Origin of the sequence: Paenibacillus sp. FSL P4-0184, from assembly GCF_038004625.1 — a bacterium.
Lineage (GTDB): Bacteria > Bacillota > Bacilli > Paenibacillales > Paenibacillaceae > Paenibacillus_AQ.
In genome coordinates this window covers 1,436,310-1,453,525 of record NZ_JBBORN010000002.1, presented here as the reverse complement: position 1 = coordinate 1,453,525, position 17,216 = coordinate 1,436,310, and the positions used below count along the sequence as shown (strand labels likewise).

The following is a 17,216-nucleotide window of genomic DNA, read 5'->3' as shown; positions in this document are numbered from 1 at the left end:
TAGCTTTAGTCGGAATCGGGACCGACGTCAGTTCTTGTCAGAATAGCCGGACAACGAATATCCGCGACATCCGCTTTATGATTGTTAATACAAACCACCGGAGACGGCCGGTATTCATAGATGGCCGGCTGCTCCTTGCCGTATATTCGATTGTAAGCGATTACACATTGCTCCGGCGCATAAGGAATCCGCTTGCCGAGCGTAATGCCGTGACGACAATTGACAATCGTATTATTCACTACACTGGCTCGATAGACGCGCCAATGTTTCCTCAGTTCCTCCTGCGTCGGCCCCTCGGGATAGCCGTCCGATCCGCCATCGTAGTTGCCGCCGTCAATGAGCAGCGCATCCAACGTCAAGTTTTCCATATAGTTATCAAAAATGTGATGGTCGTTTCCGTAAATGCGAAATCCACCCATTTCTTCCTTCACGCCATCGCCGATAAATACATTATTATGAAAGCGATTTCCATGTCCGTGACGCGCTGTCACTTGGCCGGCGGAGTTAAGGAACGTGTTGTACCGAACTGTATTATAGCAGCTTTTTATCGAAATAATCTCGGGCTCTCCGTCGCAATTTTCAAACAGGTTGTGTTGAATGGTAATATAGCCGTTCGAGAGAGAGATACCGGACAGGCCGAGCCGGATCGCTTCAAGCCCATTGACGACACGCGGGCCTATATGATGAAAATAATTATATTCAATGACATCATGCTGCGAGATTTGTTCACCGTCGCCATCAAAAACAACGAGCGGTCCGAGGTCGGCCTTTGGCCCGAACTCGTTGCGTTCGATCCGGTTCCAGCCGCTGCCGCTTCCCAGCACAGACAGCAGGCTATACTCCGCCCCAACCTGTCGCGGCTCAAATCTATTCCGCGCAATCCTCACATGCCGCGAACCGTCCAGAATGATAGATTCACGCTGCCCGACCTGGAAATGCAGTCCCCATACCTCTACATAAGCAGAGTTCAAGATGCGTATACTTGATTCTCCAGCGATTATCGCTTTTCCTTTATTTACAGCGCGAATGCTTAATATTGCGGTGTCCGATCCTACTTTGCCTTCAATAATATAGTCTTCATTCCGTTCGTAAACGCCGTCTGCCAACAAGATCGAAGAACCAGGCTCTGCCCGGCCAATGGCTGCCGCCAACTCGTCGCTACTCGATACCCAATAAATAGTAGTCATTTTCCACCTGCTTCCTATAGAATAGGCGGATATGAACCGCAGCCTCTGCAGGATCATATCCGCAACTTCACAACCTCTATTATGAAAGATACGTTTCCCATGCCATAGTGTAAAAAAATGAAGCAATCATAAAAATGTAAACTGAGGCGCAAAAATGAGCGGGAATTACCGCCTTGCAAGCTTTAAATCGCAACCTGCCGGTGTACAATAAATGAGAAAGGACGTATCCCGACACCAAATCGTGGATACGTCCCCATTGTTGTTGCCTGCTCTGCCGCCCGCTTACCCGAAAAAGAAGTACGCAACCTTCATCTCTTCTTCTTTCAACAGCAACTTTTGTGCCGCTTCGAGCAAAGGCGTGCGGTCATAGACAAGACTTTTCATCGCTATTTTGCCATCGGTAATCGTGAAATAGTGCGCTTCTTTCGACGGATCGTCGCGACGGCGGTAGGACACGCTTCCCGGATTCAGCCACAAACTGTCGTCACTCAAATAATGAATGCATCTGCGATGCGTATGTCCGAAAATAATGCGGCGATCCTCTTTGGTCCCAATTGTCCTGACGTTGCGTTCCGCCCAGAAAGCATCGTACTTGGGCAAGCTATCAATCGTCAAATAGTTTTCGTACAGATGTTGCATTGTATAGCTATAGCCGTCCATCTCGAATGTGCAGTAGACCGGTATGCTTTCGAGGAAGGAAATTTCCGCTTCGCCGAGCAGCCTTGCATTGTAATGCGCCCACTTGATCTCATCCTCTGCCACATCATGACCGCTATTTCCGTTTCGGTACAGGTCGATAATAATGTCGTCATGGTTGCCGCGAACACAATTCGCATCGTTCTTATGCACCCAATCGATAACTTCCCGTGGGAAAGGTCCGTAGTCTACAAGATCTCCCGCGCAATAAATCACGTCACAGTCGGATTCTGCCTTGCGGATCGATTCCAGTGTCTTGACGTTGCTGTGAATATCCGAAATAATTAAAGCTTTCATAATCGATTCAACTCCTTAAGATTCAACATTCTCAGCAGTACCGTCACCACATCCGCCCAGATAGCTGTATCGCCTGGCATGAAATGCGTATCAGGCTGTTCTCTTCGTTTTTTAATTCCATGTTCAATCGGTTCACTCCCGGCAAATGCGGAATGCTGTCTCCCGAAGACAGCAGCAAACACTCCGACATTTCGGATTTATGTGTTCTCCCATTTGTCGAGTGCACTCTCCCTCCTTTATATAAAAAGATGAAACCTTGATAAATCGTCAAAAGCTAAAATCGCCATCAAATATTCTAACTTCTTATCTCCAATTTTTGGAATGAACATCAAATCTTAAAAAAGTCACTCACATCTCACGAATATGCATAGAAACATCTCTGTTGCTATTTTTATATACAGCATTCAATATTCTTAAAACAAAAGCATCAACAACATGATCCTTTTCATTTGGAGAAATAAACAAAACGACATCCGACCTTAGATGTTTTAGCAAGATTTCATTTTCGCAACTCCCTATGTTCATTTTAATTATTATGTTTCTTGCCCTGGTCATATATTGCTTGAAGCCAATTTTGTAGGTCAGATCTTATATGCACAGAATCCTATAGTTGGGGGACCCGCCAACATTTTAACGAAAATATACGCTTAGCCCTGAATCGCTTCCAGCTTGGTGTATTCTCATACTCTTAGGTGGTCCGGGACGTGTCACGAGCGGACGCAATGAAACGTATTGGACAATCATTTGGTAACATTAACGCGGTACTGTATTAAATGGTTATGATATAAAAAAAGCTGTCGAGACTTTCCTGACAGCCTTGCCGCGATTATCGCGGTTTCTATATGTTGCGTGTTTGTTCTTCACTCCCACCAATGCTTCATTTCACTGAATCCAACGTCCCATAGTTTAGCATTCCCGGAAACGATAATCGTAATTTCGTTCACCTTGTCATAAAATGGTATATTTAAAGGTTCTGCTCCATTATTATATTGTTCATTGTACTGATAATGAACTCTTTGGTTTCCATCTACCAATATAGTGAGTTCTCCCTTGGAATCTCCCTTGTCTGGAATGCCAAAATAAGAATAGAACGTCACATCTTTTTTGTTCCCCAAGATGTAGGTGTATGATTTTCTTTTATCCCCTTCACTGTAATACACGTTCATTTTGGGTTCTATTTTCTTGCCTGCTACGGTGAAACTTGGAAGATTTTCAGTCATAGGCATGGTTCCATTCATTTCTTTCACATCGTGTAATGCTTGAATTGGGCTTTCTCTTTTCGCTACAACATAATTGATGGTTTCCGAGATCACGATTACTCCAACAAGAAGAACAACAATAGATAGGGCTGAAGCAATAAGCTTTTTATAAGAAATTTTTGAAGAACATCCAACTTTATAGGCGATAAATCCAATCGCTGCACCTAATGTATTGGATATAACATCATCTACATCAAAGCTGCCAAGATGAGTTAAAGCTTGCATCGTTTCCAGAACGAGAATCGTCAAGACAAAAAAGGATATGAACTTCCCAAAACTGGAACGATACAACAGAGGAATTACTACTCCAAAAGGGATAAAGGCAGCAATGTTTCCAAAGTTGTATACCCATGAAAAAGTTAGTTTTGGAAATCGAAGTGGAACTCCTTCTGGAACAAGTATAAATGTGTATCCATAATCGCTGTTCCAATGATCTAATCTACTGAAAGCAAAAAACATAAAATATAATATCAACAGCGTGTACAAAATTGTTCCTACAAAGAGGAGTTTCCGTAATTTCACTTCCATAATATCTCCTTTAATAATTCATCGATGGGTTTAGTATATCTTCCCAAAATGACATTAAAGTGACATTGAAGTGACATTTTAGTCACTTAAAAGCTTATTAAACGATTTGTTTGTAAAAGATTGAATCCGAAATCATGCCTTTACTCATCACACTCTGGACTTGAATATCTCCATCTTTCTTGGTTTTATGCTGTGAGCCATCGAAAGACCAATGCAAATGTTACCCTCGCTAATAGAACAATTTTAATCTATCTATTGGAAAATGGGAAAAATTCTTGATCTCAAACGTATTCGGGACATAATCTTGACAATGAGAAATGACAATAATATATTCCGATAATACCGCGATTATCGCGGATATTATTCGTACAACATTCTTGTTACTTACATGCTTTTCTTAGAAAACGCCGAAAAATTCTTCAGTATTTGCTGAAGTACTGGTTACTCCTGTTTGGATATCGCTCCAAAATCTCTCGTACCAATTCGTGATTCCCATAGGAATGGTTTAATTTTACCAAAATAAGGCTCGTGGCAATAGGATCATGTTCTTGTCCATTTTCGGCAATAGGGTACAAGTTCTTGTCTCGAGCAAAGGACAAGAACTTGTACCTATAAATTAATAAAACCCTGCCCAGCGTGGATTTCAATAGGCATATGTTCTTGTCCTCTTACATTGATTGACACAAAGTCCCCTACTATCCGCTGTTTAAGTAAGAAACTTAGGGATTTTATATAGTATAATGTATTTCATTTCAAGTTAAACAGGTATTTCACCTATCAAGAAGGGAACTTTGTGTCATTAATCTATACTATTCAGTATTTATAATTGGTCCATTTTATTAACTGCTATTCGCATCTCTTCGTCAGTTTAATGTGTATAAATCATTGTGGTTTGAATAGATGAATGTCCTAATTGATTCTTTAATCTAGGTACATCATTATTCTCCTTATGATATGAAGTTGCAAATGAGTGCCTTAACGCATGCACGGATAAGGCCGGCTTTCCATAAGCAATTTCGTGCGTATTTTTCAACAAGCTTCTCAATAGATCTTTGATTTAAACGGCGATTAGTTCCTTTGCGTCCAACCGGTGCAGCCATAAACAAGAACGATGCTGATTTATCTGGTTTATACCGTGATTCTCTAACTTCTAGATAATTGTTTAAATCCATTAATGCCCGCTCACTAAAATACACGTATTGCTCTTTGTTGCCCTTTCGTATTACTCTCACCAGGCCTTTAAGAAGATCAAGATCATCATGATTACATCCTACAACTTCAGATAACCGAAGACCTGAACCAAGAATATTACATTTCGCTGCAAATACGGCTTCCAATCTGGAGTTTCTGCTTTGTTCTAAAGTTAATCAAATAACGACTTTAGGGAGGAAAGCTTACGATTTATTGTAACTTCAGAATTGCCTAACGTATATTCCAGAAAAGTATGAAAATTTTCTACTTCTCGTACTGTCAAAGAATCAAGTAGTGTAAAGGAAGGGCGGGCTTTAGTTAAGTTCCACTGCGGAATGGCTGAACATAGACGGGCAGGGTTACGAGGGTATTTCGTCTTTCGCACAGATCTCCCAGGTAACCTCATCCAACGTACACTAGCCTTCTATGAAGTTCGTGTTCCTCAAACCGGAGATTTCCACTGGCTTCCTTCAGATTCCACCTCACGGTGGACACCTTTGCCTTAAGATAATGGCTGCTACTGCTTTCTCCATTCGGGACTTAAACCCTATAGATAGCGCACATGTTAGGCGCACATAAAGAAGGAGCTGCGATATGCGCGGCTTCTTCTTTATAACCCTTTATGTCTGGGAGGCCTTCCCATGCCATTTGTATGTCATAGCGGATTTAACTGGAATGGTAACGTTAAAGCTTTGGCTTCCCACTGGATTTTTATATTCCGTGAAGAACTGAAAGGCTATAAGAATTGGGCACGACAAAACTAAAGTTCCAGAGTAGTGATTCAGTAGTTATTGAACATAAGGCATCAATTACCTACTGTCCCATAGTCTTTGATGGTTAATTTTACTTCATACTTGATAGGAACTTTACTAAATGTTTGATCCCAATCCTTTTTGACCTTTTCCCATACATAAGGGTATTCAATTCTCAATTTATTTCCGAACCCAGAAACATCTACTTTGTATTCCTGTTGTATTTTTTCTAATACATTCTTCACCAAACGCTCCACCTTGTTTTCAGCAGCCTTTTCAGCTCTTTTCAGAAATTCATTTTTAAATGCTTCCTCCGAAATAATCCAATTTTCAGCAATTCTTCCTTCAGACTCGATTTTTATATTAAATGAGATGCTGTCTCCATCAACATAAGGTATAATTTTACTTTTCATTTTCAATACTTCGTATATAATTGGCTGACCTGTCTCTTCATCAATGCTTTCAACTAAGCCGCCTTTCCCCTTTCCGGTTATCCAGGTTAAGCCCTGTAATTCCTGTTCATTCAAAAAACCACGCAATCTTTTTGTCTTTCCTTCAATCACAGCAGCTCCTGCAAATTTATTTTTCCCATTCGCCGAGATCACATTTTGCAAAAGAAAACTGGATCCTGAATGCAACTTTCCCTCTAATTTGGCCAATGTCATAGGAGGCAAAATCTTTGTGGTTCTTTTGTGACCTTGTATAATTTCAACGAGTTGATACGCTGGAATGTCTTTTGGTTCCTTCGATTCTAGTGTTATACTTGCACGATTTTTTGCGATTAGAATGAAACCACTTGGTCTTATCTCCATTTCCCTAAGAAAAAAATCCAAAATCTGTTGCAGATTCAAAGTACGTGCAAGATCCTCTCCAATGACAATCACTTTTGAATGTTCAGCAAAAGCACGTTTGTCGATTCTTAATATCATATTACGTAAAGTGGGAAGGATGGCATCGCCTGTTTCAGAAACGTTTTTATAAGCCTTTTGTTGTGATGAACCTCCTTTTGTTCCAGTTCCAGTTGTCTCTGAGGTGACAAATTGATTGGTTATAATAAACAGATCTCTATTAGGATAACTGTCTTCTTGTTCCAACTCTCCCCCAATACCTTCTCCTTTTTCTAAATCCATTGCAGTACCTGCAACTAGTCCTAAGCTTTCAATTTCTTTACTGCTCCAGCATCCTGAAAGAGGCAGGAGTATAAGAAATATCAGCGAAACCAAGAAGAACCGTACATTATGATGACTTAGTTTCATGCTTTTCACCCTTCAATCTTGAAATTGAAAGTAAGATTAGTGGCAGGACGCCAAATAAAAATATGGCGACATTACCAATTCTATCGCCAAGTTTAAATAGATCATTGATATTTTTCGGAAACATAGCAATTATGTAAATAATCGGTATCAAGCCATATATAAATGGTTTAATGTCCTTTTTGAAGAGTTGAGCTAGCCCTAATGCAGCCGAATAGTAGGTAATGGTAAATGTTGCAAAAATTTGCATAATCCAAATCACAAGCAACAAAGACTCAAATCGTTCGAAAATTAAACCGGTTATTTCAAAACTTCTTATAAGATCAAGTGTAGGCCATGTCCTTGTGACCACTCCATCCACAGATAAGGCTCCTATTACCATTACCACGGTTAAAACGTAAAAGATCAAGGGGATGGATATCCCAACTAGAACGACTTTTACAGCTTTGTTAGGCTGTTTCAAAAACGCTACAAGAAGCAACATAATTTCAGGACCTAAAAATGCGAGTGAGGCTGTCTTTATCCCTTTTAACATGGGTAGCATCCCCAAACCTAAAACCGGGCGAAGATTATCTATCTCAAATATTCCTAAGCTCATAAAGGTAACCAGCAAAAAAATGATGATCGTAATAGGGAATATTATTTCAAACATACGGGCGATTGGGTTTATCCCGCCTATGATCAGATAGAGGCCTGCCCACAAAAACGGCAGGATCATACCCCAGGTGGGAGTACCTTCCAGCAAAAAAAAACCTGTTACTTCTGCCATTGTTCTGACTTCAAATGCTGAAATTGTAAAAAAGTAACCAACAATAACTAAACTAAGGATCCCGCCCACCCATTTACCCACAATTTCTTGGCAGTATTGATAAAAAGTTTTTCCTGGAAACTGCTGGCTTAATTTCACGATGATTACCCCTGCAATCATTGCGATCAGCCCTCCTAAGAAAACGCTAATCCAAACATCTGGCGTTTTCACCTTTTCCACTGATACTCGGGGCAGTGTGAGAATCCCCGCTGCAAGAATATAATTGACGAGGATAACAACTGCTTGTGAAGTCGTAATTCGATCTTTTGAACTGATTATCATGGTTGGTTATTTCCTTTCATAGCGACTATTCCTTTGCGAATGGAATCTTTCGTATACATTATCTTGGACGGCGTTTCTTCATCATAAGTGGTATACGAACCATAAAGTTTTTCCAATCACTTACTCGATAAGGAACGATCGGACTGATATAAGGCACACCAAAACTCTTCAACTTCACCAAATGGCTGCAAACGAAAAGGAAAAACAAAACAACCCCGTATAATCCATATATAGCAGCGAAAAACATGGCTACAAAACGAAGCATGCGTAATGTAATCCCTGCACTATATTGTGGGATGGCAAAGGAAGAAATGGCAGTTAATGCCATTACAATCACCATAAATGGGCTAACAATCCCAGCTTGTACGGCAGCTTCCCCGATGACCAGCCCGCCGACAATCCCAATTGTCGGGCCAATAGGCTTAGGTGAGCGTAGCCCAGCTTCCCGAAAAATTTCGATGGCTACTTCCATTATCAGTGCTTCTATTATTGCGGGAAACGGAACTCCTTCCCTCGTTCCCATGATAGTTAAGGCTAGTTTGGTTGGGATTAATCCTTGGTGAAACGATACAAACGAAATGTACAAGGAAGGTCCAAAAAGAGAAATAAAAGCGGCAAAATAACGTAAAAGACGGAGGAGAGAAGTAGGTAACCAACGCTCATAATAGTCTTCCGGTGAATGCAACAGCATACTAAATGTAACCGGAACGATCAAGGCAAATGGCGTCCCATCTAACAAGATCGCCACTCGTCCTTCCGTCAAGGCACTAAAAACTCGGTCGGGACGCTCCGTGCTCTGTACTTGTGTAAAAGGACTGAGGTAATTATCTTCGATCAGTTGCTCTACATAGCCTGATTCCGGTACATCATCAATATTTATTTTTTTGATTCTGCCCTTAAGCTCTTCGACTAAATCAGGGTCAGCTATGTCTTTGATATAGGCGATGACCAGTTCTTTTTTTGTACGCAGTCCAACTTGAAAATTGATGATTGATAAGTCACGATTATCACCATGCTGTCGCAAAAGGGCAGTATTATCGCTTAGAGTTTCTGTGAAACCTACCCGTGGACCTCTAACCAATACCTCAGAAACTGGTTCCTCAATATTTCGTGATTTCTCTTTGGTTGTACCGAGAATTAGCACATTCGGCACTCCATCAACTAACAGTGCTGTCGATCCTGTTAATACTTTGGACACCAAATCATTTAAGTCAGGCACTTCTGTTAATTCACTAATGGAAAGGATTTGATTTTTAATAAACTCTTTTGAAATGTCCCCTTTCACAAAAGATGACTCCTGGCTGTATTTTTCGGAAAAACTTACCATAAGTGATTTCATAATGTGTTTTTCGATGAGCTCTTTATCTGACAACCCGTCAACAAAAATGACTGCTGCGCAAACGCCTGTTCCTCCTATGTGGAACTCTCTAAAGTTTACATCCGAGTTATGACCGATTTTTTTCCTCACAAGTTCAAGATCTAAGGTGAAATCACTTGTAAAATGGTCTGATGTTTCATCTTTTATTTCCACCATTTCATTTTCATTAATCCTCTTTGAAGTACTAATCCAATTAAAAAATCTTGAAATAATATACGGAATGAAAAATGCGATAAAACCCTGCATAAAAACTTTCCATTCCGGAAGGTATGAAACAATAATTTTCCACATTTTAATCACCCTATTAGGCCAACATTAGGTAGTCTGCTGTTGAATGTTCATATACAAAAACCATATTTAAATTTGAAGAATATCGGATATAAACTCCTTCTAAAACCCATTATTATCTGAGTAACAGCAGTTTAAACATAAAATGTCTTTTTGCAGGTCGTGCAGATTATTTTCAAGACCTCGGATTAGCCTTTTAAAGAAACGGTATCTTACTTTTGCAATGGAGGAAAAAATTTACATATTTAATTTTATATCGATTTAACCAATCTAATCTAAGATTAAAAAAACAAAGGAGGTAATAAAATGTCATACCAATCCACGCAACAAATTAAAAACTCTATTCAACAGCTAATTCATCAAACGGAGCAGGCAAGTCAGAATTACCAACGGTTGCTTCAACAAGAACAGCAAAATGCTCATCAGTTAGATCTATTAGCTCAACGTGAAAGACAAGCTGCTAATACGATTCAATCGGCACTACAAGGACACCAGGTTGCTATCCAGTAATTACAATCAATGATTCAAGTGTGTAACCAAATCGAGAGTAACTCCAATAATTTCATGAGTAATAACAACGCAAATATCGGATATAACCAAAACTATGCTAATCAAACAAGTACGGGTTTAGGTTTCACCAACCAATGATCGTTATTTCAAACAAAAAGAAGCTCTGTTATTTCAGAGCTTCTTTTTGTTTTGGTTTAAATCGATAAAGTTCGATGGGCATTTTTTGAAATTTGATTAAAGTCTAATACTTTATTTTTACCGAATAATTGAGAAAAAAATATGTGGGTATAGCACAGGAACGCCACCGGCAAGTGCACCTTGTAACATAAGGCTAAGCACGAACCATGGAAAGCATACCGAAGAAATGTGTATCAAATTCCAACTGTCTTTTTTCCATATCATCATCCAGCAAAGAGGCTCCAGTAGATGATCCTGCATTGTTAATCAAAAGCATAACATCCTTAGTGATTAGAGCAGATGTGGCAACCTCTTGAGGGTTGGTGATATCAAGCTTTACTGGTGTAACACCTGGAATATCAATGTTTTCCGGATTTCTTGCAGCAGCATAAACTAGACCATTTATGAAAGAAAGGAATACCTCAAGATTTGAGCAGTCTTCATTGGATACTCTCTTTAAAATTGGATAATGACTTTTCCTTTGGGATGACCTGTGGCAACGAGATTCAGAGCTTTGTTAATATCTTCAATATGGAATTCTGTGGGATCCACCGCTGGAACAATCCCGTTTTCTTCAATAATTTTTGTAATTCTTTTTAATTGTTCTCCATTACTGCGAACAAAAATGAAATGATACTGAATTTTCTTCTTCTTGGCTTTGTGGACATACTTCGCTCCAGCAATCGCGAAGAGCTTTTGTTTCCAACCTGACAAGCCCATAGCCTCGGCGAATCGTTTGTTAGGACCGGTTCGCAAAGAAAGAAGGCGACCACCTGCTTTAATAACGGAAAGTTCATGATCAAATTCGCCTGGTCCCAAGGTATTAATCACGTAATCAAGATCTCTGAGTTGTTCCCAATAGTTCTCGGTCGTGTAATCAATGTATTGGTCAGCTCCAGCCATCATTGTCCGTTCACGTGCTTGTGGATTACCACTGACAATGACCTTGAGCCCCATGCTTTTGGCGATAGGAATAGCCATTTGGCAAAAAGAACCAGAGCCCCCGGGAATAAACACACTTTCGCCAGCTTTAGCAGCTAACTCTTCATGCAAACCTTGCTAAGCCGTCAATCCTGTTAAGGGCGCAGCCGCGCCGGTTACAAAATCCAGATTAAGTGGTAAATGTGCGACAGCATCAGCATTAATCGCTGCGTATTCTGCAAAAGCACCAATTTTTTGTAAAGGTAGGCGTGAATAAATTGCGTCACCTACTTTGAAGCCTTGAACTTTTTCGCCAACCTTTTCAATAATACCTGTGAGCTCGTTACCGAGTACCAACGGGAACTTATAATCCTGGATTAACTTCACGCTCCCAGTAGCGATAAGCAGTTCCAAATGATTAACAGCCGCTGCTTTCATAATTTATCACCTCCTATACACAAATGGTTAGTTACATTTTTGTTTATTTGTAACCCGCTCATTAAGCATAATTCCCGTGGTTACAAAAGTCAATAATTGTTACTTGGTGTTGTATTATGCTACACTACAGGCAGGTTTATATACTACGATTAATGAATTCATTAAAGAAAGAAGGGTTGGCAGCATGGTGCTACGCTGGGCTTGATAGCAAATGATTGCTTCAAAATACCCATTTCACCTGCCAAAACAAATGGCCAAAATCACACAAGATCTTATTATTGAAACAGCTGAGGCATTAATTGAACGAACGGAAAAATCCGAAGTGACGCTCTCTCAAATTGCCGATGAATTAGGCATCACCCATGCAGCGCTCTATAAACATTTTAAAAATAAGCAAGAACTCTGGGCAGCTGTGTCTAAAAGCTGGTTCAACCGGATGATTTCAGAACAAATCAAAATAAACACAACTAATTTAACCACTCCAAGGGATGTGCTCCACGAGTGGCTCTGGTCCTTTGTTAACGCCAAAAAACGCGCTTACAACGAAAATCCCAAAATGTTTGCCCTCAATACACAATATGTGGACAGCAATCCACTGGTATTACGTGACGTTCTCTGGGACTCCTACCAAATTATCGATGGGTTCATGGACTATCAAGATCCCCACTTAGAGCGTGCCGAGGCAATTCTATCAGCGTTTGCGGTATTTAGTCTCCCTTCCTTCAAAGAATCATGGAATTTACCAGACTACCAAGATAGGTTTGAGCGCATCTGGAGTTTGATAAAGGAGGGGCTATAAATGAAATTTTCTCTGGTTGGCTCTTCTACTCTATTGTAAAGAAATCCTCCAATTAACCATTCACATAGTGATGATCCCCCAAGCACTCGCTGAGCACTTCGCCGGTTGATTCTAGCAATCTTTTTCCATGACCGGGTATTTTTATAAGGGATAATATTACGAATGTTTCTCAGCATTTTTACTGATTAGATAAATATAAAATCGGCAAAGGGACCAAGTTTTTGGCCAGGGAAAAGCACAAGAACTTGGTCCCTTAAAACAGCAAACCCGCGCGTGGCGCATGGCTCTAATGGGCTATGTTCTTGTCTACTTTCTCGCTAAGTGGCAAATTCATTTCCTTATTTTCTAAATGATAAAACCTAAAACTAGGCATCTCGTTTACGGTAAAATACAATAGCTACTGTAATAAAGCTCAGTGTCCATAACATTGAAATACCTGTCCCTTGCATTGGTGTAAGGACACTTATTTCATCAGAGGAAGACGGCATATACATATAAGATCCTGCCGTATCCGGAAAATAATTCAAAAAAATTTTATTACTAGGTAGAAAAACCCTCGTCAATGGACTGACAATGAAATAATAACCAAGTAGTACCACTAAAGCAGGAGTGGTTCGTCTTAATAAAGCACCTACAGCTGCACTGAGAAGTGTGGTTAATGTTAGATAGCCCGTTGCACCTATTAATGTTGTTATCATTGTGTCTATTTCTATCACTACTGTTGTGTCTCTCATCATAATAAAAGTATAGAGTACACCAGATGCAGCAATAATAAACGCCACAGGAATGGTTATAATCGCCAATGCCAAATGCTTCGTGGATAATTGAAACCCACGCCAAGGTATCGTAATTAAAGTAGTTCGAATCTGTCCACCAGTATACTCCGAACAAGTAGCTAAGATTCCAAGAATAATGAACCCTGCTTGAAGATATCCCATAGAAGCAAGTCCTATATTCAGTATATTTTGCGTACCTGTTGCCCCTTGTAGACCAACAGAAGTAAAAGCTGCGGCTAAAACTAAATTTAGAATGAATGTACCCATAAGAGTGAACCATATCAATGGTAATGTAACTAATTTATCCAGTTCAGCACCAAGGATTTGTGTTATCTTTCTACTAGATGAGACACTCATGCTGCAACATCCCTCCTATGGAATACAACAGCTGCAGCAATGAAAACAACGAGTACCCAGGCAAACATGACTAAACCGCCTGTGAAGGGGGTGTGAAACCCGTCGAATAAAGTGCCTGTGGACGTGTTGTCCGTAAACATAAACATTTCAGCCCCAGCCCTATCTGGTAAGTAAAACGCCAACTTTGTAACCCTATACATCAGGACACTAAATGATACAACGGATGAATTTATTATGAGCACAGCAAGCGGGAGGATGCCATTCTTAGTTAGAAAAGTAATTCCAAGTGCTAAAAGAGCAGTGAATGTCCAGTAACAAACTGCACCGATAAGTCTGGACCATTCAAATACAGGGGCATATTCACCAAGAATAAGATGCGTTACTGACACAGTTGTCATAATAGCAACAATACAAAGCAGTATGCTGATCACAGTCACAGCACCTGCTTTTGCCAGTAAAAAATGAAACCGGGATGAAATAACAGTTAAACTCGTTGTTATCTGTTGTCCTCCACCAGATTCACTGCTCTCTGTCAAATACTCACTGCTGACAGCAAGCACACCAAGAATAATAACGCCTTGCACACCAAGAGCTAACCCGATATAGCCAACTTCCGATAGCCGCGTGCTAACTCCAGCTATAATCTCCTCTTTTTGTGCTATGCTGTCCAAGGCAGCAATAAGCGCTGGTGCAAACGCTCCAATGAGAAAAGCAAGCCAAATACCCGGTAAGGAGAACAATTTAGATAGTTCCGCATTAAATGCTCTCATACAACATCACCTGTATATTCAGATGTCAGGGCAAAAAAGGCTTCCTCCAGTGTGGAATGGTTACCTATTACTTCTTCCAATGTTCCATCTGCAACGATGGTTCCATGCTTAATAATCACCACATCATCAACCGTCTCTGCAAGCTCTCCCATTAGATGACTGGATAATAACACCGTATTTCCAGATTCAGCACGTTCACGTAAAAATGTCCGAATCCACCGAATTCCTTCTGGGTCGAGCCCATTTATGGGTTCATCTAAAATCAATATTTTTGGATCACCAAGTAGCGCAGCTGCGATTCCCAGTCTTCTCCCCATACCAAGAGAATACTGCCCAACTCTTTTCCCGGCGGCATTAGTAAGACCTACTATTTCCAAAACTTCCTCGACACGTGAGTTAGACAATCCTGCAGCACGTGCAATCCAACGCAAGTGTGCCCGTCCTGTTCGCATACGATGAGCTCCAAAGCCATCAAGTGCGGCACCTACTGTTACTAGAGGATTATGTAATTCTGCGAATGGCTTTCCATTAATGAGTGCACTCCCTGAGGTAGCGCGGTCTAATCCAAGCAGGATGCGAAGTGTAGAACTTTTACCTGCCCCATTTGGACCTAAAAAACCAGTTACTCTACCTGGTCTAGCTTTAAAACTGATACCTGATAAGATTTCCCTAGTTCCGCGATGTTTGACTAAGTTATTAATTGTAAGCAACCATAACACTTCCTTTCTGTTATGGTTCTAATTATAAAGAAGCAAAGTTACATCTCGGTTATCATGCTGTTTACTTCTGGGTTAACTTTAGGTTAAGCTCTTCCGATAGCTACCCTTGTGCCACTATCATTTGATGTAAAATCAGCTTTCAGCTTCATTTTTTTCAACATATAATTTGAAGTCGATAAACCAATCCCGGCCCCACGCTCATAGGAAGAGTTATCCATACCTGGACCTCTGTCTGCAACAATGATGTGTTCTTTTTCTACATCAACCACAATATTTACATATTTCCCCTCTGCTGCATGACGAAGAATATTCTGAAATAAATTATCCAGAACCCGTGTCATCCATTTAGGATCTGCTTCCCAATAAAAAGTCGCCTCTGTCGGTAAATCAACCTCGATCTGGATTTCTTTTTCTTCAAATACAGGATACCACGCAGCAACAGATGCTCTTACTAAACGTCCAATATCTGTTGAAGTGGGCCTAAAAGGATGTTTCCCTGATGTAAGCAATGTATAGGAAAGTAAATCATCCATTAGATCCCCCACTCTTGTAATCGTATGATTTATTTCTGTTAATGAATTTTGTCCTTCTAGACTCATTGATTCTTTATTTAATCGGGTGACATGTCCTCTCAAAATGGTAAGTGGCGTTCGTAAGTCGTGAGATAAATTCGCTATAAGTCGATGTCGTAATAATTCCTCTTCATGTTCTCGCTTGCGGCTGTCTTCAAGCTGCTGAATCATCCAATTAAAAGAATTGCCTAACTGGTCTATTTCATCCATACGATCACTTTGAACAGATATTGGTCTAGGAAATGAGTTATGATTAGCTGAAAATGACATGGCCTCCTGTAAGCGGGTGAGACGTTTACGAAGTCTTAAGAAGAAAATCCAGGATATTAGAACAAATGCGACAATAATAAAACCAAACAAAAGTAGTACAACGTAAAATAGATTTAACGCATTCAGCTCTTCTCCATTAATAGGAGATTCAATGAACGCAGATAAGAAAATAAGTATAATTGGAGGTAAAAAGATAAATAGAAAATGTCCTTTTAGAAAATGACGAAATAATGATTTAGTCTGTTTCATAGTTTCACCCGATAGCCTATTCCCTTCAACGTTTCAATAATCTCTGGGGAATCTGGATGACGTTCCAGCTTTTGACGCAGTCGATGGATATGTACCATTAGTGTTTTATCGCCAGTTATATATGTTTCTTCCCAGATGGCTTCATAGATTTGTTCTTTTGGTAAAACTTGATTAGGGTGGCGTAAGAAGTACATTAAAATATGATGCTGCTTCGCTGTTAATATAATTTCTTCTCCTGTGCGTTTGTCAAATACCATTTGGCCTTCTGAATCTACTTCAATATAATTTCCTAATGAAATGCGTTCGGAATGTGTTCCGCCACTTCGACGGATTAGTACTTCTAATCTTGCAACTAATTCATCCGTATGGAATGGTTTCGTTAAATAATCATCAGCAAATTGTAAACCTTCTACCTTATCATCTATCGATGTTCGAGCTGTTAACAGCAAAATAGGAACAGCAGGAGCTGCCTTTTTTAATCGTTTCCCCACAGTAAATCCGTCTAAACCGGGTAACATGATATCCAAAATAACGATTTCATGCTGATTTACTTCTTTTTCAGCGCCTTCACCAGAAAGCAGCCACTGAACTGAAAATCCTCGCTGTTCCAATTCTTCTTTTAGAAAGCTGCCTATTTTCTCATTATCTTCAATGTATAATACGTTTCTTTTCAAGTAACATCCCTCGCTCTAAATTGAATTCACTATTAGACAGATTAACACAACCCAAAGAATTGTTT

The 17,216-nt window shown here is 40.1% G+C and carries 13 protein-coding genes and 3 pseudogenes; 3 read left to right on the top strand and 13 right to left on the bottom strand.

The features are described 5' to 3' along the window. Nucleotides 1-5: 5 nt before the first annotated feature. From MKY52_RS28275 to MKY52_RS28260, 4 genes and pseudogenes are all read right to left on the bottom strand, one after another. Nucleotides 6-1,313, bottom strand: a complete 1,308-nt coding sequence (locus tag MKY52_RS28275) for a polysaccharide lyase 6 family protein (protein WP_341055120.1) — start codon at nucleotides 1,311-1,313, stop codon at nucleotides 6-8. 156 nt (nucleotides 1,314-1,469) lie between these two features. Next, nucleotides 1,470-2,180 (bottom strand): metallophosphoesterase family protein, encoded by a 711-nt coding sequence (locus tag MKY52_RS28270; protein ID WP_341055119.1) that lies wholly within the window; start codon nucleotides 2,178-2,180, stop codon nucleotides 1,470-1,472. An 860-nt stretch (nucleotides 2,181-3,040) separates the two neighbouring features. Further along, nucleotides 3,041-3,967 carry a VanZ family protein gene (locus MKY52_RS28265; RefSeq protein WP_341055116.1) on the bottom strand — a complete coding sequence of 309 codons (927 nt, stop codon included), beginning with the start codon at nucleotides 3,965-3,967 and terminating at the stop codon, nucleotides 3,041-3,043. Between the two features lie 868 nt (nucleotides 3,968-4,835). Next, nucleotides 4,836-5,450 (bottom strand): annotated as a pseudogene (locus tag MKY52_RS28260) (tyrosine-type recombinase/integrase); the annotation flags it as partial. Between the two features lie 349 nt (nucleotides 5,451-5,799). Between MKY52_RS28260 and MKY52_RS28255 the strand changes: the two are divergent. Next, on the top strand, nucleotides 5,800-5,922 hold the full coding sequence (locus tag MKY52_RS28255; protein ID WP_341055114.1) for a hypothetical protein: 123 nt from the start codon (nucleotides 5,800-5,802) through the stop codon (nucleotides 5,920-5,922). 41 nt (nucleotides 5,923-5,963) lie between these two features. Here the strand turns inward: MKY52_RS28255 and MKY52_RS28250 are convergent, their stop codons facing one another. From MKY52_RS28250 to MKY52_RS28240, 3 genes and pseudogenes are all read right to left on the bottom strand, one after another. Further along, complete coding sequence (locus MKY52_RS28250) at nucleotides 5,964-7,166, bottom strand: Ger(x)C family spore germination protein (protein ID WP_341055113.1); 1,203 nt, start codon at nucleotides 7,164-7,166, stop codon at nucleotides 5,964-5,966. Continuing rightward, entirely contained in the window at nucleotides 7,147-8,253 is a 1,107-nt protein-coding gene (locus tag MKY52_RS28245; RefSeq protein ID WP_341055111.1) for a spore germination protein, read from the bottom strand. Before MKY52_RS28245 ends, MKY52_RS28250 begins: the two co-directional genes overlap by 20 nt. Continuing rightward, nucleotides 8,250-9,787: pseudogene (locus MKY52_RS28240) on the bottom strand (spore germination protein). Before MKY52_RS28240 ends, MKY52_RS28245 begins: the two are co-directional and overlap by 4 nt. Before the next feature lie 438 nt (nucleotides 9,788-10,225). Between MKY52_RS28240 and MKY52_RS28235 the strand changes: the two are divergent. After that, nucleotides 10,226-10,429, top strand: coding sequence for a hypothetical protein (locus tag MKY52_RS28235; protein ID WP_445671039.1), 204 nt, complete (start codon nucleotides 10,226-10,228; stop codon nucleotides 10,427-10,429). A gap of 633 nt (nucleotides 10,430-11,062) precedes the next feature. Here MKY52_RS28235 and MKY52_RS28230 read toward each other — a convergent pair. Then, nucleotides 11,063-11,965 (bottom strand): annotated as a pseudogene (locus MKY52_RS28230) (NADP-dependent oxidoreductase); the annotation flags it as partial. A 211-nt stretch (nucleotides 11,966-12,176) separates the two neighbouring features. On the opposite strand from MKY52_RS28230, the gene MKY52_RS28225 reads away from it, so the two are divergent. After that, nucleotides 12,177-12,764, top strand: coding sequence for a TetR/AcrR family transcriptional regulator (locus MKY52_RS28225; RefSeq protein WP_341055105.1), 588 nt, complete (start codon nucleotides 12,177-12,179; stop codon nucleotides 12,762-12,764). Nucleotides 12,765-13,129: 365 nt separating this feature from the next. Here the strand turns inward: MKY52_RS28225 and MKY52_RS28220 are convergent, their stop codons facing one another. The 5 genes from MKY52_RS28220 to MKY52_RS28200 form a co-directional block, all read right to left on the bottom strand. Beyond that, entirely contained in the window at nucleotides 13,130-13,897 is a 768-nt protein-coding gene (locus MKY52_RS28220) for an ABC transporter permease (protein ID WP_341055103.1), read from the bottom strand. Beyond that, nucleotides 13,894-14,667, bottom strand: coding sequence for an ABC transporter permease (locus MKY52_RS28215; protein WP_341055100.1), 774 nt, complete (start codon nucleotides 14,665-14,667; stop codon nucleotides 13,894-13,896). Before MKY52_RS28215 ends, MKY52_RS28220 begins: the two co-directional genes overlap by 4 nt. Continuing rightward, the gene (locus tag MKY52_RS28210; RefSeq protein ID WP_445671038.1) at nucleotides 14,664-15,386 is read right to left on the bottom strand and encodes an ABC transporter ATP-binding protein; all 723 of its coding nucleotides are present in this window, start codon (nucleotides 15,384-15,386) and stop codon (nucleotides 14,664-14,666) included. Before MKY52_RS28210 ends, MKY52_RS28215 begins: the two co-directional genes overlap by 4 nt. Before the next feature lie 83 nt (nucleotides 15,387-15,469). Beyond that, nucleotides 15,470-16,477 carry a sensor histidine kinase gene (locus MKY52_RS28205; protein ID WP_341055096.1) on the bottom strand — a complete coding sequence of 336 codons (1,008 nt, stop codon included), beginning with the start codon at nucleotides 16,475-16,477 and terminating at the stop codon, nucleotides 15,470-15,472. Next, on the bottom strand, nucleotides 16,474-17,151 hold the full coding sequence (locus tag MKY52_RS28200; RefSeq protein WP_042188454.1) for a response regulator transcription factor: 678 nt from the start codon (nucleotides 17,149-17,151) through the stop codon (nucleotides 16,474-16,476). Before MKY52_RS28200 ends, MKY52_RS28205 begins: the two co-directional genes overlap by 4 nt. Nucleotides 17,152-17,216 lie beyond the last annotated feature (65 nt).